This window comes from Rhodococcus sp. no. 34, from assembly GCF_054589475.1.
The window spans coordinates 95,117-116,960 of sequence record NZ_BAAILK010000019.1 but is presented as its reverse complement, the minus strand read 5'-3'; the positions used below and the strand labels follow the sequence as shown (position 1 = coordinate 116,960).

The following is a 21,844-nucleotide window of genomic DNA, read 5'->3' as shown; positions in this document are numbered from 1 at the left end:
GTCATTTCATCGTGCGCTTTGCCTACCGGCCGTGCAAGGTGGCTAGTCGTCGCGCGTATCCCGCGGTGGGCCCGCGATGGGCAACAAAACTCTGAACCGGGTGTTACCGGGCTCAGACGTGACCCGTAGCTCACCACGATGCTTGCCGACCACAATTCGCCACGAAATATCAAGGCCGAGACCGGTTCCCTCACCGACAGGCTTAGTCGTGAAGAAGGGTTCGAAGATCCTGTCGATGACGTCATCGGGAATCCCGGCGCCGGTGTCGCAGATCTCGATGCACACGCGGTCGCCATCGCGGCTTGTCCGAACGGTGAGTGTTCCCGATCCGTCCATGGCAGACACCGCATTGTCGATCAGGTTGGTCCACACCTGATTGAGTTCGGCGGCGTAGGCGTCGATCGGAGGCAACGCAAGGTCGTACTCCTTGACGACTTCGATTCCGCTTCCGATCTTTTGCCCCAACATGATCAACGTGCTGTCGAGCAATTCGTGGACATCGATGGTCTGGAAGGGAGCGCGATCCATCTGTGAATACTGTTTCGCCGCACCGACGAGCGTCGAGATTCTCGTTGTGGAGTCGGCGATCTCGTTCATCAGTAGTTCGGATTCGATGGTGTAATTCAGCCAGCGAATTGCGCCTTCTAGCACCGACTCGTCTACGGCTGCAGCAACATTCTCGAGCCAAGCGGTATCGAGACCAGCCTGCACGAAGGTCGGAGCCAGATCCCAACCCTCTCGAATCGAATGATCCTCGAACCATTCACCCAACGAATCCTCTCGATCCGAGGCTTCGAGGGGAGTGAGCGTCGGCGCCTTGGCGACAACTTCTGCAACTTCCTCTTGAAGTCGCATGAGAGTGACGAGGGCATCGCGGTCGTAGGTGCCCGATGCAACCATCCCCAGTTTGTGACGCATGCCTGCGACACGCTCGCGCAAAGAGGCTGTCGCTCGAACCGCTGCGGCTGCAGGGTTATTGAGCTCGTGAGTCAACCCGGCCGAAAGTGATCCGAGTGCAAGGAGTCGCTCTCGCTGATCGATGATCTGCTGAGTGTTCTTCTTGCCGAAGAAAACACCTTCGAGTAGGTGAACCGCCATTGGAAACCACTCGCGCATCGCGTTGCCGAACTTGTCGGCGTCCAGGACGAAAAACGTCGAAGGAGTCGTCACTCGCATCGACCCCGCGTAGACCTGCGGTACACGATCGCCGAGATACGCCGTCCAGGCTCCCGAGTAGACGCCGCGCTGGGTGGTCCTGTTGATCTCGATGTCTTCGCCGCCCGACAGCTTGGACAGCACCACCTCGCCCTCGATGAGGACGTAGAAGCAGGTGGCAGGCTCACCTTCGAGGTAGACCTGACCTCGATCGATCTCGGTGATATGGCCTGCCTGGCAGAGTGATTCGAGCTGATCGTCGGTGAGCTTCTCGAACAGGAACAGGGTGCGAAGCAAGTCTGGGCTGCATTCAGGAATGGACATCGAATCTCCCTATTGTTGAGCGAGATAGCGGTGGACGAACATCACGGCCATCGCGCCCTCTCCGACGGCCGACGCGACGCGCTTGGCCGATTCGGCGTGTACGTCCCCGGCGACAAACACTCCGGGGACACTGGTTTCGAGATGATGTGGTGCGCGGTCGAGCGGCCACCCGTCCGGGGTGACGCCTTCGGACGGAAGGTCCGGGCCGGCAAGAACGAAGCCATTTCCGTCGCGGACCACCACGTCTCCGAGCCAGTCGGTCAGTGGAGCGGCACCGATGAAGATGAACAACCACTGAGCATTGACAGTGTCTTCTTCTCCGGTGGCTCTGTTACGCAGTGTGATTCGTTCGAGGTGATCGTCACCCTCAGCGCCGACTACCTCCGTGCACGTGCGCACGGTGATCTTCGGATTCTTTTCGATCTGCTGAATCAGGTAGTAGGACATCGAGGCTTCGAGCGAGTTGCCGCGAATGAGAATGGTGACGGACCTAGCTCCGCGGGAGAGATAGACCGCAGCTTGCCCTGCCGAATTGGCGCCGCCGACTATGTACACATCCTGCTCGCTGCACCGTGCAGCTTCGGTGACGGCCGATCCGTAGTAAACCCCTCGGCCGGTGTAGGTATCGAGCCCCGGCGCCGACAGTTGGCGATAGGAAACACCGGTCGCCAAGATGACCGAATGGGCGTCGACCGACGAACCGTCGTCGAAACGTACTGTGCGGGCCGAGCCGTTGATTTCCAAACCGGTGACGTCGCGAGCGGTGATGACCTCGGCGCCGAACTTGGTCGCCTGGCGCCTCGCCCGATCGGCCAACTGTGCGCCGGAAACTCCGTCGGGGAAGCCGAGGTAGTTCTCGATTCGTGAACTCTGGCCGGCCTGACCGCCGGTCGCTCGCCGTTCGATGAGGACCGTCCGAAGTCCCTCCGAAGCGCCGTACAGGGCAGCTCCCAGACCCGCAGGGCCGCCGCCGATGACAACGAGATCGTAAAAGTCTTCGGAGAGAGTAGTACTCAACCCGAGTTTGTCGGCGAGTTCGGCGTCAGTGGGCTCGACGAGGACATCCCCATTGGATGCGATGACGACGGGAAGCCGCAGTTCGTCGGTACCGGCAGCCGAGAGCAGTCGTTGGCCTTCCGGCTCGTCCGACATGTACCAGCGATAGGCAAGTTGGTTGCGTGCCAAGAACTCTCGAACGTCGGATGATCGCTCGGACCAACGATGGCCGATCACCTTTGTTTCCTCGGCGGGGTGATGACTCGAGCTTGCCCAGGCATCGAGCAGCGCATCGATGACGGGGTACAGCTTCTCTTCCGGGGGATCCCACGGCTTGAGGAGGTAGTGGTCGAGGTCGACTACGTTGATGGCGTCGATCGCAGCATCAGTATCGGCGTAGGCGGTCAGTAGAACGCGCCGAGCTACGGGATACAGGTCCATTGCCTGTTCGAGGAACTCGATTCCACTCAAACCAGGCATGCGGTAATCGGCGACGATGACAGCGACTGCATCGCCGCGAAGTTTCATTTCACGCAAGGTCTCGAGAGCCTGGTCGCCGGACTCCGCACGAATGATTCGGTACTTCTCTCCGTACCGTTTGCGAAGGTCTCGAACGACGGCACGCGAAACACCAGGATCGTCGTCGACGCTGAGGATCGCTGGTTTGGCCGGGGCTTTCGGTGCGCTCACTCGGTGCCTTCCCGAAGTCGTAGTCAACCTCTCCAGTATGCGACTGCTGAGCTGAGCGTAAATCGCTGAAGATGCGCTCTGAGTGAACCGGCGAACCTGAACTGGGAATTTCAAGATTGCGGGAACCGATCGAGCCTCCGGTGCATCCAATACAGTGGGTCCACATCAACAGGGGGTGTCATGCGGGGGTCGGTGGGGGTTGGGCGACTGCTCATGGCTGGGGTGTTGGTGTGGGCTGCGGCAGGATGCAGCTCAGTCGTGGAGGGGGCGGCTGAGCCTGCATCCGGCCACGAGGGTTTGTTCGATCCATGCAAGGACATTCCGGACTCAGTGTTGGAAGAAGTCGGGCTTGATCCGACTACCGAGGAAGTTGACATCGCCGGCGTCGAGCAACCGGGTTGGAAAATCTGTTCGTGGACTGAGTCCTGGTATTACTTGTCGATTTTTTCGACCGAAAGTTCCATCGAGACCACCAAACAGAATCCGAACTACGTGGGATTCAAGCCCGTGACGATCGGCCAGCGAAACGGCGTCGAGTTCCATCTTCAGGCGGATGCCGACCTTGTCAGATGTTTCGTCGCCTTGCCTGCTGCGCAGGGGGCGATTTGGCTCAGCGTCGATACCAAACTTGCTCTTAAGCCCGAAGGGTCGACATGCGAGCTCACGCAACATTACGCGAACCTCCTCGATCAACGTCTCCCCAGTTAAACACGTGTTCTATCGGCCGAATTGAGGATCTAATGTCTGAGACCCATACCTCTCGAACTCCAAGTGCCCACAGCATTGACCTCGACCCAAATGTTGCAGCACAGCTTGCCGTCGCGTGTGAGGGGCTTCTTGCCGAGTTGCAAGACATGGCAGGCAACTTGAACAGACTTACTGCCTTGGACTGCTTTGGGACACTTCAGTCGGGAAAAGACATGGCTGGCAAGTTTGCGCAAAAGGCCACCGGTGGTGCCGATTCACTCGAAAAGTCTCTTCTCAGTCATGCGCTTGTAATCACCGAGCTGCGGGACTTCTTCCAGCAATGCGTCGACCGCTATGGCGAAGTCGACGACTCGAATGCCTCCGCACTGGCAAGCGTCGACACCCCTCGATAGACACAAAAAATCTCGCTGAGCCGATGGCATTCGACTCAGCGAGACTTGGGTAACGACTAGCTGGTGGGCAGGGCCTTCAACGACTTGACGGTGGCGTCGACCGCGCGAGCAGCCTCGGCGCCCTTCTTCACGAAATGCGTGCTGAAGTAGTCGACGTGCTCGGCGTGCTCGTGGAAGTGATGCGGCGTCAAGACCACCGAGAAGACCGGAACGTCGGTGTCGAGCTGCACGCGCATCAGACCGTCGATGACAGCCGTCGCCACGAAGTCATGCCGGTAGATACCGCCGTCGACGACCAGACCTGCGGCAACGATCGCCTGGTAGCGGCCGGTCTTGGCCAACCGCCGGGCGTGCAGGGGGATCTCGAAGGCTCCCGGTACCTCGAAGAAATCAACCGTGTCCTTGGGGTAGCCGAGCTCGACGATCGCGTCGGTGAATCCGTCGCGTGCACGGTCGACGATGTTGCGATGCCACGTCGCCTGAATGAACGCGATGCGCTGTCCCTGGATCTCACTCATAACCATGAAACTAGCGCACTGGGAAGCATCGACGCGACCACCCGTCCTAGTCCTGCTGACGGGGGAAGGCGGTCGAACGACCCCAGCCGGCGTCATTGGTGAGGTGCTCGAGGAGAGGCTGAATTCGATACGGAAGGGGATTGGTCAGAGCGATGGTCGTGGTCGAATGCGTGACGCCTGGAAGTGACACGATCTGCTCGGCCAACTTCTGCAGGGCCGCGTGCGTCGAGGTGGCGACGCGAACGAGCAAATCCTCGCGACCGGTCGTCGCGTGAATTTCGATCACCTCGGGCAACTCGGTCAGACTCCGAGCGACTGCGCTGATCTTGCCCTGCTCGAGTTCCAGACCGACAAATGCCTGAATCGGGATACCGACCTCGGGGAGATTGAGATTCGGCCGAAACCCGGTGAGAAGTCCGTTGGATTCCATGCGCTTCATTCGCGACTGGACGGTGTTGCGGGCGACGCCCAACGAGTTGGCCAACTCGGCCACACTCATCCTCGAGTCCTTGCTGAGCAGTCCGAGCAACTGGACGTCGAGCTTGTCGATGCTGAGCACTTTGTGAACCTCTCCTCAGTGATATGGGTCACTGGATGATCGAATTGACTAGTTCAAGAGATTTGCATTGACCAAATCGTAGCTCAGGCAGAGCATTGGTTCCACGAATTGCTCAGCGGGATTCTCTTTGGGTTATATGTCCCCAATGGTACCCAACGCCCATTTCGTCCCAATGTTTCGACTGCACCCCGTTTATCCTTCGGAAAGGTCTATCCCACAATGACTCTCACCGCCGAGCCCGTGAACTCTGTTGTTTCCCATGACGACACTGCGGGCGTGTTCGATCGCGCCGACTACCTGCGCGATTACCCCCACGAGCAGGTGAGCTTCTTCCAGGATCCCGCGAGCGGCCTCAAGGCCATCGTCGCCATCCACTCCACGACGCTCGGTCCCGCGCTCGGCGGAACGCGCTTCTACCCGTACTCCGACGAATCTGCCGCAGTCACAGACGTTTTGCGCCTCTCGCGCGGCATGACCTACAAGGCTGCGGTTGCCGGCGTCGACCTCGGCGGCGGCAAGGCTGTCATCATCGGCGACCCCGCAACGGCCAAGACCGACGAATTGCTCGGCGCCTACGCAAAATTCGTCCAGACCCTCGGTGGCCGCTACATCACCGCTGGTGACGTCGGAACCAACTCCAACGATCTCGACATCATCGGTCGCAACACCGACTTCGTCGTCGGCCGCAACGCTACGGTCGGCGGTTCCGGCGACAGCGCTCCGATGACGGCCCTCGGCGTATTCCAGTCGATGCGCGCCGCGGCACAGTCGCATTGGGGCACTCCGTCGCTCGCAGGCAAGACTGTTGGTGTCGAGGGCACAGGCAAGGTCGGCTACGAGCTGATCAAGCTCCTCCTCGCAGACGGCGCAACCGTTCTCGCGACCGACGTCAACGCCGCAGCGCTCGACCGTGTCAAGGCTGACTTCCCGCAGGTGAGCATCGTCGACAGCATCATCGACGCCGATCTCGACGTTTACGCACCGTGTGCGATGGGCGCAACACTCACCGACACGACCGCACGCTCGATCAAGGCCGAGGTTGTCTGCGGCGCTGCCAACAACCAGCTCACCGTGCCCGAGGTCGAGAACATCCTCCGCGACCGCGGCATCACCTGGACCCCCGATTACGTCGCCAACGGCGGCGGCCTCATCCAGGTTGCCGGCGAGCTGAAGGGCAACTCGGCCGAAGAGGTCAAGCTCAAGGTCGAGAAGATCTTCGACACGGTCACCGAGATCTTCGCGAAGTCGAAGAACGACGGAATCCTCGCCGGCGAGGCTGCTGACGCGGTCGCCGAGGCTCGGATCGCCGAGGCAGCTCGCGTAGCCAAGGGCTGACATCCCTCTCGCAGTCATGTAGCGCGGCCGGTCCCGACTAGTGTGGACACCAGACGAGCAGATTTTGCAGATCTGGACCACATCAGCCGGTAGACCGGCCGCTATGCGTCGGACGCCGGAAGGGCTTACATGACTGAACAATTCGCAGTGTGGACCGAGAACGACGTCGAGCAATCGGCCCGTTGGGGTTCGACGAGCAATGCCCCGGTGCCCAAGCGCATCGTTGTCGCCGACGACACGATGAAGGCCGACGACGCCTATCGCTTGGCATGCGAAGGCACGGCGTTGTTGTGGCGCGGAGATTTTCAGAACGCTCGCCAACTGTCGAAGGCCGTCGCGTCGCGCATCGACCGCAAGCCGCGCCGAGCGTCCGACGACCCAGCCAAAGCCTTCCATCTCCACCGGCAGACCCAAGGACGCCGCGCGCAGATCCTCGGCATGCTGCTCATTCCCTTGGATGCAGATCTGTCGATTCCACTCCGGCGAGCCCCGGACGCGCAAGTCGCGTTGACCGAAGCTTTCGGGATTACCGGTGAGCCTTCGGTTCGCTCGTTGCGTGACATCCTCGGCGCGATCGGCGCTCACGAGTGGCACCGCAAAGGTGTTTTCATCGAGGCTCTCGACGCACGAGTGCATCCCGCCTTCGGAGTGTTCTCACCCGTCCGCGGGGAGTATGTCGATCTTGTCGCGTCTGCGCCACTGCCGTCGACGGAATCGGCTTTCGACATCGGCACCGGCACCGGCGTTCTTGCTGCCGTCCTGGCGCTGCGTGGAGTTCAGACGGTGACGGCCACCGACCAGGACCCCCGGGCATTGCAATGCGCGCGCACCAACCTGTCGCGGCTTGGCTACGGCGATCAGGTGAATGTGGTGGAAGCAGACCTCTTTCCCGAAGGCATCGCTCCGTTGGTGGTCTGCAATCCTCCCTGGATTCCGGCCAAGGCCACCTCGCCCATCGAATACGCCGTCTACGACCCCGCTGGAGCGATGCTGAAGGGCTTCCTGACTGGTGTCGCAGCGCATCTGGACGACGGGGGAGAAGCGTGGCTGATCCTCTCGGACATTGCCGAACACCTCGGTCTCCGAACGCGATCCGAACTGCACGATCTGATTGCGGCCGGTGGGCTCACTGTTGTCGATCGCATGGACGTCAAACCGACGCACGCAAAGGTCAGTGACCGAACCGATGCGCTTCACGCTGCCCGGGCACGAGAGACGACGTCGCTGTGGCGGCTTCGCCGTCGCTGAATTCATTCTCAGTCAGCGGTATTTCCTTGCCATGAAATGGTAATGAACGAGTAACAAATCGGGTCTAGCTTTCTTCGCAGTCGCACATCGTCACGCACTCCGGAGGAAACTCGATGGAATACACTCTTGCCCGCAACGCAGCCGAAGACCTGACGAAAGGTCTTGGCCGACGCGGATTCATGAGGGCAGTCGCTGCCCTCGGTGCGGGCGTAGGAGTTGCCGGTGTGGCTTCGGGATGCGCGCACTCGAACGCGTCACCGGCTGGATCGTCCTCCTCTGCACTACCGTTCGCCGATGGCATTCCGATTCTGCAACCGGGCAGCGGAAACGTCAGTGGCGATCACTATCTGAGTTCGGATCCGTCGGACGTCATGTGGGGTTATGTGCCCAACATCCACACCCGCGAGGTGATGCGGATGAAGTCGGGCCAGACCGTCACGATCGACGCCCTCTCGCACGAGGGAATTCTCGAGGATCAAGGGCGCAATCCTCTCGAATACTTCGGTAGCAAAGGCGTTTCCGAGAAGGACGTGCTCGAGGATGCGATTGCCGTTGCGGCCGAATACAACCGAACCGAACGAAACTTCGACAAGGACGGACCGCACGTCGTCACCGGCCCGGTCTTCGTCGAAGGCGCCCAGCCTGGAGACGTACTCAAGATCGAGACTCTCGAAGCCATTCCCCGCGTGCCGTACGGCGTTGTGTCGAGCAGACACGGCAAGGGCGCTCTCGCCGTCACAGCAGACGGAACCGCTCCAGCGGGAATCACTCTGGACGAAGTCATGCCGCCGGTCGCCACAGACGGGCGCGCAACAAAGGACCCGTTGAAGTACGGCGGTGTTTCCACTTTCACGGCGATCGAAGACGGCAAGGGCGTGATGCCTTTCGGACAGTCGAAGGTGCGGTTTCCCCTGCGGCCCTTCATGGGAATGATGGGAGTTGCCTATTCTGCGGATGCAGACCCGACATCCCCGTCGTCGAACTCCATTCCTCCGACCCTGGGCGGCGGAAACATCGACATCAGGCATCTCGGTGTCGGATCAACCTTCTATTTGCCGGTATTCGCTGAAGGCGCCCTCTTCTACGTCGGTGACCCCCACATGGCCATGGGTGACGGTGAGGCGGCGCTGACGGCGATGGAAGGATCGCTGCGCGGCACGTTCCGACTCAGCGTGTGCAAGAAGGATTCCGGTGACGCTCCATCGGTGGCTTTCGGATACCCGTTCGCCGAGACCGAGGAGGCCTGGATTCCGATCGGCCTGTCCGACCCCAACGGTTCGGTCGGTGGGCAGAACAGTGACCTCAACGGCGCCATGCGGCGCGCGGTGGTCAACGCACTCGACTTCCTCGAGCACGATCGCGGTATGGATCGAGCGACGGCCTACGCCTATCTTTCTGCCGCAGCCGATTTCACGGTCTCACAGGTAGTCGATCGAACCGTGGGCGTCCACGGACAGATCTTCAAATCCCACTTCGAATAGCGGGAAAGGCGATCCGTCGTGTCAGGACGGATCGTCGAAGAGACTCTGTTGCAAGGGATCGGCAAACAGGCCCATCTGCTCAGGTTGCGGCTTTGCCGGCGTCTCGGTTCGAGAATTGGGCAGGACCACCAGTCGCAAAGCCCCGCGCAGACGGTCGACCATGAGTTCCCACCCGCCGACCTGATCCTCGTATCCTGCAGCCTCTTCGGCGTCCCCGCGACTGTGGGCGTCCACCGCCTGACTACGGAGCTGAATCTGCCATTCGTTACTGATGTGGAGGAGCTGAAGAATCAGATCGCGATCGCGCCCGCAGACATCGGCTACCGCGTCGAGATCCTCGGCCACGTCCAGATCGAGATGCAGCAGGGTCTCGAGTTCGGGAGGCAGGTCCTCGGCCGTCAGATCAGGCTGCAGCGAGGAGGAGTCACCGCTCTTGCTCGCGAAGAAGAGGTCTCCGCCGACGCGTGCGGCGAACTCGTCGTCCACGGTACGCAGGAACGACGTCAAGGCTGCGCACGTATCGGTGAGTTGCTTGGGAACGAATGGTGAACCCGCCACCTCGAGGAACACCGACAGACGGTCGTCGATCAAGACGAACTTGATGCGCGACCACTTGCGGTTGAGATCGGCGATGACCTCGGCTGCACGGGTGCGGTTGCTGATGTCCTGAACGAGCGGCGAGAACAACTGCACGTCCATGGACTCGGAAAGTGGACCGACGAACATGACAGTCGAACCGACACGAATGGGTATGTCGCCGTCGCTGTCTCGCTCGGGAAGAGTGCCGAGCATGGGAAGCAAAGCGAGAGTGACCAACTCCTTGAGATGGTCGATGTCGTTGGGCATGTAGGCCGCGGTGGGGTCGAGGGTCGGAAGTTCTGTCGACTCGACGACCGACGGATCGAAATCCGGAGTCTGCTCGTTGCCGGTGAGATCGCTGGATAGAAAAGCCGGGTGCTGCACACCGAACACATCACGGAATGCAGCGACAGTCATCGCTGCGAGCTGATCGGCCCAGTTCTGCGCCTTGTCGACGCAGAAGGCGGGGGAGTTGTTCGGATCCTCCAGATTCTCGGAAGGCGGATTCCAGCCGAGTGCGATCAACTTTTGTTCGTCGGCATCTTCGAGTCGATAGCGCGGATGAAGGAAGTCGTTGGAAGGAACCTCGCAGCGGACTGTGTTCTCGTCCCACACGAGGAACTGAACGCATGGCGCTGCGCCGTCAGCTGGATCGAAGTCGCCGGTGGACGATTCCACGGCAAGAACGTCGCCGTCGACCATGATGGAAATGTGATCGCCGAGGCGACGTTGAAATTCTGCCCACGCCCGGTCGACACTGACATCGAGATCGAAGCCCATTGCGCTCATCAGCCACCTCCTTCCGCAAAAGCTCAGACCTATACGGTATCGCGAGGCTCCGACAATGCTGCTGTCCTTTTCCGGTCGACCGGATTGCAGCGGACCACGAACCGTGACGGCGAGGAAGGTAGTCGCAGGTAGATCGGCTATTCGAGAGCGGCGACTGAAGTGTGTCTGTAACCGCCGTCACGCCAGGCGGTATGCAGCCGAATGAGCGAGAACTATCCGGCGAGAACGGGCGAGACCTCGACGACGGGCGGCGTGGACCCGGTCGTGACCACTGGGGTGGTGCTGGTCTTGGTGGTCGTGGCTGTCGCGGTCGGTGACGAGGTCGCGGTGGCCGACGCGGAGGTCGTGGACGAGACCGGTGTTGTCGTGCTCGTTGCAGTAGTGGTCGAGGTGGCAGAACTCGTGCTTGTCGCGGTCACCACCAGCGGCTGATTGCGAGGAGCAGTCGTCTCGTCGGCGATTCGCCAGGTCGGCGTCGGAGGAATGACAACGGTAGGAACTGCCACCGAGCTGTAGAACGCGGCCGGTTCGATCCCGGCGACGGACTCCACGGAAACCGACGAGACCAGAGCGGGAGGCTTCACCACAGGGCCGCCGGCACCGAATGCGCCGGCTGCTCCGCCGAAAACGAGGCCTGATGTCAGAGAGAGAGCGGCCACTGCGACAGCGCCGATCATGACTGTTCTGTCTTTCATGCACACCTGTCCTTCGGGAGCAGTACGGAAGTACTGTAGGCGAAAAGATGCCGCAATGGAGTATCAGGGTCTGCTGGGCGGGACGCGAATCTGTGTGGCGTAGAACACAAAAGGCCCTGGGTGCCGACGCGGACGTCGGCACCCAGGGCCAGGTCAAGCAGTGAATCAGGCGGGGATCGTCAGTACCTGACCGGCGTTGATGAGATCCGGGTTCGGGATGCCGTTTGCATCCGCGATGCGCTGGTACTGGTTGCCGTCACCGTAGAAACGCTCTGCGATCGCCCACAGGGTGTCGCCGCTTTCGACGGTGTAGCTCTGCGCTGCCGGAGCGGCGGGGGCAGGCTCGGGCTCGGGTGCCGGAGCGGGCTCCGGGGCAGCCTCGGCGGCCGGCGCTGCGATTGCAGTGTCCGACGACCACAGAGCATTTCCGCCGGCGGACAGAACGACGTTGCGATCGTCCTGAACCGAGAGGGAGGCACCGTCGTTGCCTGCGGTCTGCGATGCCCACACGGCGTCGGAGTCCTTGTAGATGACGAAGTTTCCGTCAGCCTGCACCTCGGCGCGGTTGGCGCCGGATCCGTTGGTGCCTGCGGCCCAAACAGCCTGTCCGCCCTCGGACAGAACCAGGTTGCCGTCGTCCTGCAAGGTGAGGGTGTATGCGCCGTTGTCGGACTTGAGTTCCTGGCCGACTCCGAGGCTCTGACCTGACTGCAGTGTGCTCACGCTGTCCCTTTCCAAATCTGTTGCGATGACTGTGCCTCCACGATTCCGCTTTACCGTCCAGTTACCTTCTGGCCGTTGGTCTCGTAGGCGACCGAGTGTACGTTACCGAAGAGTACAGAGAATTGTGCAGCGTTGACGGATTGCGTGTCGAGCGTTCGGATCTTGCTGATATTAAGGCGTTTTGGGCGAAAGCGCCGCGACATCCTACGCGAAGTTGCACCGTTGCGATGCACTTTCTCTTGAACGGCAGGTGAAATCGGCGCGCTCTCAGCGCATTGTCAGTAACCGCTAGGGGTGTAGCGACTTGCGCGTCTCGTCGTGGAGAACGGCAAGCAGTTCACGCTCGACGTCGGCGAACTCGGGCGAGGTGATCATGTCCAGTTCGCGTGGCCTCGGCAAGGGAACGTCGACGACGCACCTGACCGTTGCCGGCCTCGCCGACAGAACGACCACGCGATCGGACAGATAGATCGCTTCACGAATATCGTGGGTGATCATCAGCACGGTCCACCGGTACTGCTGCCACACGTCTTGCAGCCAGGCCTGCATCTCGGTGCGGGTCAACGAGTCCAGTGCGCCGAACGGCTCGTCGAGCAGCAGGACAGGTTTGCCCTGAACAACGGTGCGCAGCATCGCCGCTCGCTGGCGCATGCCGCCGGACAGCTGTGACGGCCGGGCGTCCTCGAATCCGGACAGTCCGAACGCCGGGAACAACTCGCGAGCGCGCTCGCGTGCTTCCTTCTTGCCGACTCCCTGCACTTCCAAACCGAGGGCCGTGTTGTCCAGTACCGAGCGCCAAGGGAACAGAAGATCCTTCTGCGGCATGTACGCGGTGTGCACCTCGGCGGCTGCTTCGGATTCCGTTGCGCGCGTGCCCACACGGACCGAACCCGCGGTCGGGGATTCGAGCCCGGCCAGGACGTTGAAGATCGTGCTCTTGCCGCAGCCGCTCGGCCCGATCACCGACACGAATTCGCCCGCGTCGGCGCCAAAGGACACCGAATCGAGCACGAGACGCGATTCTCCGGCCGTGTCGAACCTCTTGGTCAGGTCCTGGATTTCGACCATTGCATCCTCGACCATCGGGTCAGTCATGTCCGCGACCTTTCGTTCATCGCCCATGGTGCAACGATGCGCTCGATGGCGAACGTCAGCAAGTACAGCGTGACACTGATCAACGCGGTCACCAGTACGGCCGCCAACACCAGGTCGGTGCGGAAGGAGTTCTTCTGGGTGCTCATGTAGATACCCAAACCGGAAGTAGCGCCGACGTATTCGGAGAACACCGCACCCACGACCGCATACGTGATGCCGATGCGCAGGGCAGTGAAGAATCGCGGAATTGCCGAAGGAAGGCGAACGTATCGGAACTCCTGCCAGCGAGTGCTGCCCATACTGCGCAGGAGAGCGCCCGCTTCCCGATCGGCCGCGGCAAATCCCTCGATGAGTCCGATGGTCATGGGGAAGAACGTCGCAAGGGCGATCACCAACACCTTCGGCAACAACCCGAAGCCGAACCAGATGATCATCAGCGGCGCGATGGCGATGATCGGCAGCGTCTGCGAGACGACGAAAAGTGGTACCAGCGCGCGTGACAACCACGGCGAAAAGTCCACGACCACAGCAAGAATCCAGGCCAACACCAATGAAACAGTGAAGCCGACCAACGTGACCTGCAATGTCGACCAGGCGTGGCCGGAGATGATCTCGCGGTTGTCCCACCCCTGGGACAGAACGCGCCCCGGAGACGGAAGTACTTGCGGCCGAATCCCACTGATCTCGACGTAGATCTGCCACGCCGCCACGAGGAGCAGCACCACGGCGAGCGCGGGAAGCGCCCGCCGCATGGTCGAGACCAACCGTCCGCTCACGTCAGGACGCGTCGAGATACTCATTGGTGAAGTACTCCGACCAGTCCGGCTTCTGGGTCAACGGCTTCCCGTCGGGTCCGGCGAGCAATCCGTTCTCGAAGAGGAATCCCGAATAACCCGACCAGGTTTCGAGATTCTGGGCGCCCACAACACCGTTGGCGTCTTTCATGTAGTCGGCGGCGAGCATCCGCTGACTCTCACGCACGAGGTCTTCGTCGGTGAATGCTCCGGGGTTCGCGTCGATGAGATCCTGCGCGGCCTGGTCCGGGTTGTCGGCAGCAGTCTGATATCCGCGTTGAACGGCTTTGACGAACTTGCGTGCCTCGTCGGGATGGTCCTTCAACCACTGCTGGTTGCCGTTGATCACGATCGAATACGCATCGGGGAAGCCGTAATCGGTGTACTGGAAGTACCGCATCGGAGTTCCGTTTCGCTCCGCTTCGAGGCCTTCCCAAGCAAAGTAGGAGACGGTGAAGTCTGCCTGGCCCGAGTACACGGCTTCGTACGCGGAAGTTCCGAGCGTGACCGTCGTGAAGTTCCCGGTCCCGCCGTCGTTGCGGATGATCTGCTGCAGCGTTTCGACTTCGCCGGGATCACCGAACCCGGCGTACGTCTTCCCGTCGAGATCACGTGGGCGCGTGATGTCCGCACGATCCGCCTTCACGCCGATGCCGGTGGCGCGGTGCTGAAGTGGCGCGATGACGGACGTCGTGGCGGCGCCGGCTGCACGGGCGAACGTGGCCTGACTCTGTGTGCTGATGCCGAACTCGGCATTGCCGGCATCGACCAGGGTGTCGGGCGAGGTGTTGTTGTACGGCAGGATCGAGACGTCCAGGCCGGCGTCCTCGAAGTAGCCCTCTTGGAGTGCTACGTACAAACCGGTGTGGTTCGTGTTCGGTGTCCAGTCGAGTGCGAACCGAATGGTCCCGTCGGAAGAGCCGGTGTGAGAGGCGCATCCGGTCAGAACTGTGAACGCGGCTGCGATCGCGGCAGACGTGGCAAGCGTGCGGCGCAGCGCCGCAAACGACATCACGACGCCGGCCAAGGCTGCTGGTGGAGTGCGGAATCCCAGAACATCAGCTCATAGCGGCTGGCGATGCGGAATGCTTCACTCATCGCCTCACGCTCTGTCTCGGTGGCAGCTTCGGCCGCAGCATCGACCAGTACGCGGGCCTGCGCCACCGACTCGTGGAATTCGGGTGCGTCGTAGGTCGTGACCCACTGTGCGTACGGATGCGACGGATCGGCGTCGAGTACCTCGCGCGCTGAAGCGGCAAGATCGCGGCCGACCTCGGCGTAGATCCAGAAGCAGGGGAGTACTGCCGCTGCGGAGACCGGGTAAGGCGCAGTTGCTGCAGTCGCCGTCAGATACGAGACGTATCCCAGGCAGGCCTGCGAATGCTCGAGCCTTCCCGATCCCGCTGGAAGAATTCCACCGGTGAGAAGTCCGTCGTGAAGCGCAGATTCCACTGTCGCTGCCGTGGACGCGGAATTCGACCAGAAGCCCGCGGACTGCGGATCCGGGGCATGGGCCGCGACCAGGGACAACGCTTTCGAATACCCCTCGAGATAAAGCTTGTCTTGCTCGATGTACGTGCGGAACGCGTCGAGAGGCAATGTTCCGTCGCCGAGGCGGCGGAGGAACTCCAGTGAGTCGATCGACTCGCGGAGGGCCTTCGTCTCGGCCCAGAGTCGATCTGTGAACCGATCCGTCGACGGCGCTGTGGCCACCGAGTTTTCGGCAGAATTGTATGCAGGCTGCGTAGTAGCCATGACATCCCTTCGTCAGCATTACCTGATCAGGTTCCCGGGTGTGTTCTCAGCCCCGCCCATGCGGAGCACCCCGTGTCAGAACTAGGCGACCTTAACACCGAGGGGTTGCGTACTCGGCGCACACCCGTCCGAGATTGGTAGGTTTGGTCTTGATTGCCACACGCGCGGGTCGGGAGGGGATTCAGACATGGAGACCGACGTTCGACCAAATCTCGGCGAGGACGGAACTCTGGTGATCCGGGCGCGAGGCGGAGAAGCCCGCGGGTATCCGGATGGCGGTGTATTCGCGTGGAAGGGCATGCCCTACGCAGCGGCGCCGGTGGGTGAGCGGAGGTTCCGAGCGCCACAACCCACACAGCCGTGGGACGGGGTGCGCGACTGTCGTGAGTTCGGGCCGATCGCGCCGCAAGGCCAGAGTCCGGCGGTTCCGATCGATCGGGCCTTCAAAATCGACGAGGACTGCCTGTCGATCAACGTCTGGGCCCCGCGACCCGACGGCACGCCGCGACCGGTGATGGTGTGGATTCACGGCGGCGCCTACTGCCTCGGATCCGCCGCCCAAACGATCTACGACGGCCGTCATCTGGCTGAAACCGGCGACGTCGTTCTCGTCTCCTTCAACTATCGCGTCGGCGCACTCGGATTCCTGGACCTGTCTGCATTCTCCACCGCGGATACTGTTTTCGAATCGAACTGTGGTCTGCGAGACCAGATTGCGGCACTCGAATGGGTTCGAGACAACATCGACGCCTTCGGTGGTGACCCGAGTGCGGTGACCGTGTTCGGGGAGTCCTCCGGCGCAGGATCCATCACGACGCTCATGACCTGTCCGAGCGCCGAAGGTCTGTTCCATCGTGCGATTGCCCAGAGTCCGCCCGCGACCTCCGTCTACGGGGCCGAGCGCGCCAAGACCGTTGCAGAGCGGTTTCTCGAACTGCTCTCGATCGACCCCGAAGACGCAGGCGATCTGCTGACCACAGATCTGGAACTGCTCGTGAAGGCAAGCGATGATTTGGTCAACGAAATTCCGACCCGGATTCCGGGAACTTTGGCGATGGCACCCGTTGTCGATCGCGATCTGGTGCCGCACTACCCGGTTGCGGCTTTCCAGAAGGGTTACGCGCACCGAATCCCACTGATCATCGGTTCCAACAAGGACGAGGCGTCGATCTTCAAGTTCATGAAGTCTCCGCTGATGCCGGTGAGTGCGCAGTCCGTCGAGGCAATGCTCCAATTACTGGCCGACGATCACCCCGACATCTCGGCGACCAAACTTGCCGAGATCATGTCGGCTTACCCTGACCATGCGAAACCGAGTGGCGCGCTGGCGCTTTCACGGGACGCGGCGTTTCGCATGCCGACCCTGTGGATCGCCGACGCGCACTGCAGGCATTCCCCTACGTGGGTCTACCGCTTCGATCACGCGACGCCGATGCTCAAGGCGGCGCGGATCGGCGCGGGCCACGCGACCGAATTACCTTATGTATTCGGCAATTTCGGAACCCTGAACGTCGACCCCACGTTCTGGCTCGGCGGACGGAAGGCCGCGATGGAGGTGGCCGGCCGTATCCAACGGCGATGGTTGGCCTTCGCCAGGCATGCCGTGCCGGCGGCCCTCGACGGCTCGAAGCACTGGGCGCCGTACGAGGAAGAGAAGCGGTCGACGCTGTTGATCGACTCCGCCGACACCCTCGTCAGCGACCCCGATCACGGACTGCGCGTCGCCTGGGGCAACGACGTGATGGGGTTCAACTGACGTCGGTCGAGTGCCGCGGACGATCGAGTTCGCGAAGCACCGGTAGGGAGGCACATACTGCGGCGATCAGGATGATCGGAATCGACAGGGCCACAAAGGTCGACGCGATTCCGAGTTGATCGAGCAGCGGGCCGACCGCGAGGTAGCCGAGCGGGCCTGCGGCGTAGGCCGTCGACGTCATGACACCGACGACGCGTCCACGCATGTGCTCCGGGCTGTGCGTCTGCATGGCGTAGTTGGCGATCGGGCCGACTGGTCCGTAGACGAGGCCCTGCAGTCCGGCAAGTACGAGGATCACCCACAGCGGAGGTAGGAGCGCCATGGCCAGCATCGCTATGCCGAGAACGGCGACGGCAAAAATCATGATCAGCCGCCGGGACATGATCGGCGCCAGTGGGGCGTAGGCGAGAGAGCCGATGATGCCGCCGATCGCCAAGGCCATCAACACCGATCCGAGTTGGGCCGGTTGATCCAACTCTGTGAAGTACACCGGGAACACGACACTCTCCACAGGCATGTAGAGCGCGACGACTGCCATGTCGATCAGCGCCAGGGTGCGCAGCAGTTTGTTGTTCCAGACGAACCGAAGACCGTCGAGTGTGCCGTGCCAGATCGATTTCGGACGGTGTTCGTGTTCGGGCACTCCGGCGCCGGGAAGCCGGATGAAGGCGACCACGACTATCGAGAACACAAAACCTGCCGCCGTGACCCAGAGCGTGTTCACCGCTCCGATCGTTGCGATGAGGACACCGCCGATGCCAGGGCCGATCAGATACGCGACGTTGAAGTTGGCCTCGTACACACTGTTGGTTCGATCGAGCTTCCACTTGGCGGTCCGAGTCGCTGCAGGCAGCATGGACTCCCTCGCCGCCATTCCGGCGGGGTCGAACACGGCGCCGAGTGCTGCCAACGCCGCGATCACCGGGATCGTCAAGCCCGCGGTGGCCGCGATGATCGGAATCGCTGCAACGGACATCGCGGAGAGAGCGTCGGAAATCATCGACGTTCGACGGCGTCCGAACTTGTCGACGAATGTCCCCGAAAACAGGCTCGACACGAGTAGCGGAATGGCTGCTGCGCCGGCAACTATCGCCGCGTCGGTAGCCTTACCGGTTCGTTCGAGAACCAGCCAGGGGAGCACGACGATGGCGATACCGTTGCCGATCGCCGAGAACAGCGTCGCGAGATTGACCAGTACGAGAGGGAGATAGCTGGGGATAGCTACGTCCGTGGACGCAGGTGGACGCCGATCTGCTGAGGCGACCACGTTCTTTCCTTCCCCGAGATGGTGCCGCCCAGGATTTCGACGACGGCACCATCGACGCTAGCAGCGGGGTCTGCAGGTTCGCGACTGGTTTTTCCCTGGCCGTTCTCGTTCGGTTATGCCTGGTAGACGGGGTTCTCCGCAACAAACTTCTCGACGTACGAGCACGTCGGAAGGATCTTCAATCCCTCGTTCCGGGTCTGATCGAGCGCTTCACGCACCACGATGGCGGCAAGCCCGCGCCCACGAAACTGCGGATAGGTCACCGTGTGGTGGAAATCACGGACGCCGGAATGGTCCGAGTACTCGGCGAAACCGGCGAGTTCGCCGTCGACTCGGATCTCGAAACGCGTTTCCGCGGGATTGTGCGCCACTGTCTCGGTCATCTTCGGGCTCCGTTTCGAAAGGGCGGCCGGTTGCGCCGCGCCGCGTCTACGTTCTCTGGAGCACGCTACCTGGCAGGCCGTCCGCAATATCGGTTGCCGACGTGGGATCCGTTACTTAGCGCAACTACAACTGGACGACCGTTCAAGGGACCTTCGTCGCCATGGAGAACGAACAAAACTGGTCTGTACGTGCCGATTTGCCCGTACTTTTGTGCCCACAACGGGTGATACATATGCATCACGATCGTAAACATCCCAATATGTGGGACCGGTCACAAAGTTTTTTGTCGTCTGTTCGGATGGATTAAGTGGAGGGCCTGAAACGGGCAAATTGCAGGTCAGCGGCGCGCTGGTTGCGTGTCGATGATGGGTGCGAGCGGCCGGAAACCCCAGGGGTATTGCGTTGGTCATCAGATCGTTTCTCGGACGTGATCCCAAAGACCCGCTCGGGGGGTTAGCGTTTGAATCGTCGGGGATAGAAGAAGCGTTACAACTTCGCCAAAAAAACTTTGGCGTCGCTGCTCAACGGTTCGATTTCGAGTCTTCGTCGGACAACTTCGAGGAAGGAACGCACATGATTTTCGGGCAGCGTGAGTCGAACAGTTACTTTGCCGCAATTTTTTCGTACGACTTCCTTGACGAAGGTCTGGGATACGAGACCATCGCACGGATTCACCGAGGCGAGATCTGCGAATGGATTCGTGATCTCGAGGCTTCCGGGTTGTTCTCGGCTGCGGAAGTTCATGCCGCTGAACTGGCATGGCGCGAAAATCCACGCCTGCTCCTCGACGCCCTTCTCGAGGACGCTGACGAGGTCTCTGTCAAGCGCTGGGAGATCGCGTGGACGAGGCTCGAGCGTCAGTCGCCGGCAGCCGGAACCGCGGTGGCAGAGCACGGCTGATCCGGTCGGGCCGAGTCGACTGCACAGTCTGCGTCAAGATCAACCGTCTGCGTTACATCAACGGTCGACGAGTATCACCTCGTAATCGGTGAGCACGGTGAATTGCACGCCCGCCGTGGTCAGGGCCGCAACCGTCCGCGCAGTCACCTGTGGATCTTCGAGTAGCGAATCGCCGCCGTGCGGCACTATCGCGAAGTCGATCAGCGCGAGCCCGGACCAAATCGGGTCGATACCGCACGTTGGCATGACTTCAGCGGGGTCGTCCGACGCGTCCAGCCCGATCAGAGTCGGAGTCGCCAGGCACGCTCCGGCGCTGTATCCCGCATAGGCCACGACGCCTGAACGAACCAGCATCTCGATGACCCGGTCAGCGCCACTTCGAGCTAGCTGAGCTCGCAGGACGAACGTGTTTCCGCCGCGAACCCACAGGCAGTCGAAATCGCGGAGCCGGAGTTCCAGTGCTTCCGGTGCACCCAGGAAGTCTCGGACATCCACTTCCTCTGCGGTGAAGCCCGCTGCCCGTAGCGGAGTCAGTTCGCTGGTGACTGCTGAACTGCGGGCATTGACGGGCCACGAATCTGCAGCCGCGGCGATGACTGCGATGCGAGCGCCGCGGCCTACGAGATCGACAAAGGCCTCGCGGTGGTCGCCGAATCGGTAGGACGAGAGAAACAGTTTCACTTCTCAGTACCTTCGCGACCTACCCACCCAGCCCTCAAATCGTGAACGCCAGATTGTCGACGACGCGTGTGCCCACCGTGGTGTCACCGCGAAGCGAGATGTCGGTTCGGTGATCCGAAGCGTGGACGCGGCCACCGGCAATTCGGGTGAAGAGTGGTGAGCTCATCGAGATGGTTGTGGTCGCCGGACCGTCCAGCTCCGGGACGAGTGTTGCTCGCGCGTCGACCGAGACGTGAAGTGAACGGGCAAGTGGCCCTTCGAGTTCGAAAGTGATCCGTGCTCCCTCTGGCGCCTTTCCTCGTTTTCCGACGACGAATCCGAGCGCGCTGGTGATTTCGCCGAATGCAGTCTCCGCGCGCAATCCGCCTTCCTCACCCCGAATGCCAACTGCATCTCTGATGTCGAGTTCGTGCATCCAACAGTCGAAGGTCCGAATACGCATGAACCGGCCATAGGGCGCAAGACCGACCGGTGTTTGTGTCTCGGCGTCCCAGTCCGCGCTGGTCATCGAGCGCAGCGCTTCGGTTCGTTCGGCGGTGATCTCGCGATATCGGGTCAGCAGGTCCGAGTGCGGTGTCCGCCGCAGGCCTTCGACCCAGCGCTCGTTGAACGCCGCAATCTCGTTGTGGACGTGGGGCAATGCGTGCACGTCCAGATTGATCGACGGCGGATTGATGCCCGAGAGCAGTGATTCCGTACCGATCAGATGGGACACGATGTCGTGAACCGTCCACCCCGGAAGGTTCGACGGTGCCAACCACTGATCGCCGTCGAGTTCGGCCAGCAGTGCGTCGATGACTCTCCATTCCTCGGTCAATGCGTCGACTACTGAGTCCTGGGGCCAACCACTCATGTGGACATCTCCTGTTTCGGGCGGTGCGGTTCTCCTCACTGTATGTCCCGGCGGATAAGTGAGCGGGCATTCCCATGCTTCGAGTCGGTGTCGTCAAACCTCCGAGGGAGGCAGAGTTCCTGTGGTAGACCAGGATTGTCGACGCCGAAGCAGGCTCACGCGGCGTT

Annotated in this window: 22 protein-coding genes and 1 riboswitch; of the genes, 7 read left to right on the top strand and 15 right to left on the bottom strand. The window is 61.4% G+C overall.

The features are described from left to right. Positions 1-42: 42 nt before the first annotated feature. The gene (locus ACYP01_RS05255) at positions 43-1,479 is read right to left on the bottom strand and encodes an ATP-binding protein (RefSeq protein WP_459678835.1); all 1,437 of its coding nucleotides are present in this window, start codon (positions 1,477-1,479) and stop codon (positions 43-45) included. A gap of 9 nt (positions 1,480-1,488) precedes the next feature. Continuing rightward, the gene (locus tag ACYP01_RS05250) at positions 1,489-3,165 is read right to left on the bottom strand and encodes an NAD(P)/FAD-dependent oxidoreductase (RefSeq protein ID WP_003941369.1); all 1,677 of its coding nucleotides are present in this window, start codon (positions 3,163-3,165) and stop codon (positions 1,489-1,491) included. Positions 3,166-3,378: 213 nt separating this feature from the next. On the opposite strand from ACYP01_RS05250, the gene ACYP01_RS05245 reads away from it, so the two are divergent. Together ACYP01_RS05245 and ACYP01_RS05240 are read left to right on the top strand one after the other, a co-directional pair. Continuing rightward, positions 3,379-3,873, top strand: a complete 495-nt coding sequence (locus ACYP01_RS05245; protein ID WP_082893221.1) for a DUF3558 domain-containing protein — start codon at positions 3,379-3,381, stop codon at positions 3,871-3,873. A 212-nt stretch (positions 3,874-4,085) separates the two neighbouring features. Then, positions 4,086-4,265, top strand: a complete 180-nt coding sequence (locus ACYP01_RS05240) for a hypothetical protein (protein ID WP_459678833.1) — start codon at positions 4,086-4,088, stop codon at positions 4,263-4,265. 56 nt (positions 4,266-4,321) lie between these two features. Here ACYP01_RS05240 and ACYP01_RS05235 read toward each other — a convergent pair whose 3' ends face one another. Then, positions 4,322-4,783 (bottom strand): 6,7-dimethyl-8-ribityllumazine synthase, encoded by a 462-nt coding sequence (locus ACYP01_RS05235; protein ID WP_003941401.1) that lies wholly within the window; start codon positions 4,781-4,783, stop codon positions 4,322-4,324. A 46-nt stretch (positions 4,784-4,829) separates the two neighbouring features. After that, positions 4,830-5,342, bottom strand: coding sequence for an Lrp/AsnC family transcriptional regulator (locus ACYP01_RS05230; protein WP_003941343.1), 513 nt, complete (start codon positions 5,340-5,342; stop codon positions 4,830-4,832). A 219-nt stretch (positions 5,343-5,561) separates the two neighbouring features. On the opposite strand from ACYP01_RS05230, the gene ACYP01_RS05225 reads away from it, so the two are divergent. From ACYP01_RS05225 to ACYP01_RS05215, 3 genes are all read left to right on the top strand, one after another. After that, complete coding sequence (locus ACYP01_RS05225) at positions 5,562-6,677, top strand: Glu/Leu/Phe/Val family dehydrogenase (RefSeq protein ID WP_007726076.1); 1,116 nt, start codon at positions 5,562-5,564, stop codon at positions 6,675-6,677. Positions 6,678-6,806: 129 nt separating this feature from the next. Next, complete coding sequence (locus tag ACYP01_RS05220) at positions 6,807-7,925, top strand: methyltransferase (protein ID WP_007726077.1); 1,119 nt, start codon at positions 6,807-6,809, stop codon at positions 7,923-7,925. A gap of 113 nt (positions 7,926-8,038) precedes the next feature. Then, the gene (locus tag ACYP01_RS05215) at positions 8,039-9,406 is read left to right on the top strand and encodes an acetamidase/formamidase family protein (protein ID WP_270923163.1); all 1,368 of its coding nucleotides are present in this window, start codon (positions 8,039-8,041) and stop codon (positions 9,404-9,406) included. A 21-nt stretch (positions 9,407-9,427) separates the two neighbouring features. On the opposite strand, the gene ACYP01_RS05210 is transcribed toward ACYP01_RS05215, so the two are convergent. The 7 genes from ACYP01_RS05210 to ACYP01_RS05180 form a co-directional block, all read right to left on the bottom strand. Further along, a complete protein-coding gene (locus ACYP01_RS05210) occupies positions 9,428-10,774 on the bottom strand; it encodes a T3SS (YopN, CesT) and YbjN peptide-binding chaperone 1 (protein WP_459678832.1) in 1,347 nt (448 codons plus the stop codon). A gap of 212 nt (positions 10,775-10,986) precedes the next feature. Beyond that, positions 10,987-11,469 (bottom strand): hypothetical protein, encoded by a 483-nt coding sequence (locus ACYP01_RS05205; RefSeq protein ID WP_378449265.1) that lies wholly within the window; start codon positions 11,467-11,469, stop codon positions 10,987-10,989. 165 nt (positions 11,470-11,634) lie between these two features. After that, on the bottom strand, positions 11,635-12,192 hold the full coding sequence (locus ACYP01_RS05200) for a LysM peptidoglycan-binding domain-containing protein (protein ID WP_003941373.1): 558 nt from the start codon (positions 12,190-12,192) through the stop codon (positions 11,635-11,637). Positions 12,193-12,480: 288 nt separating this feature from the next. Continuing rightward, positions 12,481-13,275 (bottom strand): ABC transporter ATP-binding protein, encoded by a 795-nt coding sequence (locus tag ACYP01_RS05195; protein ID WP_039972652.1) that lies wholly within the window; start codon positions 13,273-13,275, stop codon positions 12,481-12,483. Between the two features lie 8 nt (positions 13,276-13,283). Continuing rightward, entirely contained in the window at positions 13,284-14,087 is an 804-nt protein-coding gene (locus ACYP01_RS05190; RefSeq protein WP_322942862.1) for an ABC transporter permease, read from the bottom strand. Then, positions 14,065-15,093 (bottom strand): ABC transporter substrate-binding protein, encoded by a 1,029-nt coding sequence (locus ACYP01_RS05185; protein ID WP_322942861.1) that lies wholly within the window; start codon positions 15,091-15,093, stop codon positions 14,065-14,067. The genes ACYP01_RS05190 and ACYP01_RS05185 overlap by 23 nt, the downstream gene beginning before the upstream one ends. Next, on the bottom strand, positions 15,093-15,836 hold the full coding sequence (locus ACYP01_RS05180) for a TenA family protein (RefSeq protein WP_007726090.1): 744 nt from the start codon (positions 15,834-15,836) through the stop codon (positions 15,093-15,095). Before ACYP01_RS05180 ends, ACYP01_RS05185 begins: the two co-directional genes overlap by 1 nt. Further along, a riboswitch (TPP riboswitch) is annotated at positions 15,824-15,919 on the bottom strand. Its footprint overlaps the gene before it by 13 nt. A gap of 104 nt (positions 15,920-16,023) precedes the next feature. Here ACYP01_RS05180 and ACYP01_RS05175 point away from each other — a divergent pair. Further along, complete coding sequence (locus ACYP01_RS05175; protein WP_322942860.1) at positions 16,024-17,592, top strand: carboxylesterase/lipase family protein; 1,569 nt, start codon at positions 16,024-16,026, stop codon at positions 17,590-17,592. Here the strand turns inward: ACYP01_RS05175 and ACYP01_RS05170 are convergent. Together ACYP01_RS05170 and ACYP01_RS05165 are read right to left on the bottom strand one after the other, a co-directional pair. Beyond that, the gene (locus ACYP01_RS05170) at positions 17,585-18,811 is read right to left on the bottom strand and encodes an MFS transporter (protein WP_039972654.1); all 1,227 of its coding nucleotides are present in this window, start codon (positions 18,809-18,811) and stop codon (positions 17,585-17,587) included. The genes ACYP01_RS05175 and ACYP01_RS05170 overlap by 8 nt on opposite strands. Positions 18,812-18,972: 161 nt before the next feature. Beyond that, positions 18,973-19,242 carry a GNAT family N-acetyltransferase gene (locus ACYP01_RS05165; RefSeq protein ID WP_007726096.1) on the bottom strand — a complete coding sequence of 90 codons (270 nt, stop codon included), beginning with the start codon at positions 19,240-19,242 and terminating at the stop codon, positions 18,973-18,975. A 574-nt stretch (positions 19,243-19,816) separates the two neighbouring features. On the opposite strand from ACYP01_RS05165, the gene ACYP01_RS05160 reads away from it, so the two are divergent. After that, on the top strand, positions 19,817-20,143 hold the full coding sequence (locus ACYP01_RS05160) for a hypothetical protein (RefSeq protein ID WP_003941297.1): 327 nt from the start codon (positions 19,817-19,819) through the stop codon (positions 20,141-20,143). Between the two features lie 57 nt (positions 20,144-20,200). On the opposite strand, the gene ACYP01_RS05155 is transcribed toward ACYP01_RS05160, so the two are convergent. Together ACYP01_RS05155 and ACYP01_RS05150 are read right to left on the bottom strand one after the other, a co-directional pair. Continuing rightward, positions 20,201-20,824, bottom strand: coding sequence for a Type 1 glutamine amidotransferase-like domain-containing protein (locus ACYP01_RS05155; RefSeq protein ID WP_003941379.1), 624 nt, complete (start codon positions 20,822-20,824; stop codon positions 20,201-20,203). Between the two features lie 34 nt (positions 20,825-20,858). Further along, positions 20,859-21,677, bottom strand: coding sequence for a maleylpyruvate isomerase family mycothiol-dependent enzyme (locus tag ACYP01_RS05150; RefSeq protein WP_221742690.1), 819 nt, complete (start codon positions 21,675-21,677; stop codon positions 20,859-20,861). Between the last annotated feature and the right edge of the window lie 167 nt (positions 21,678-21,844).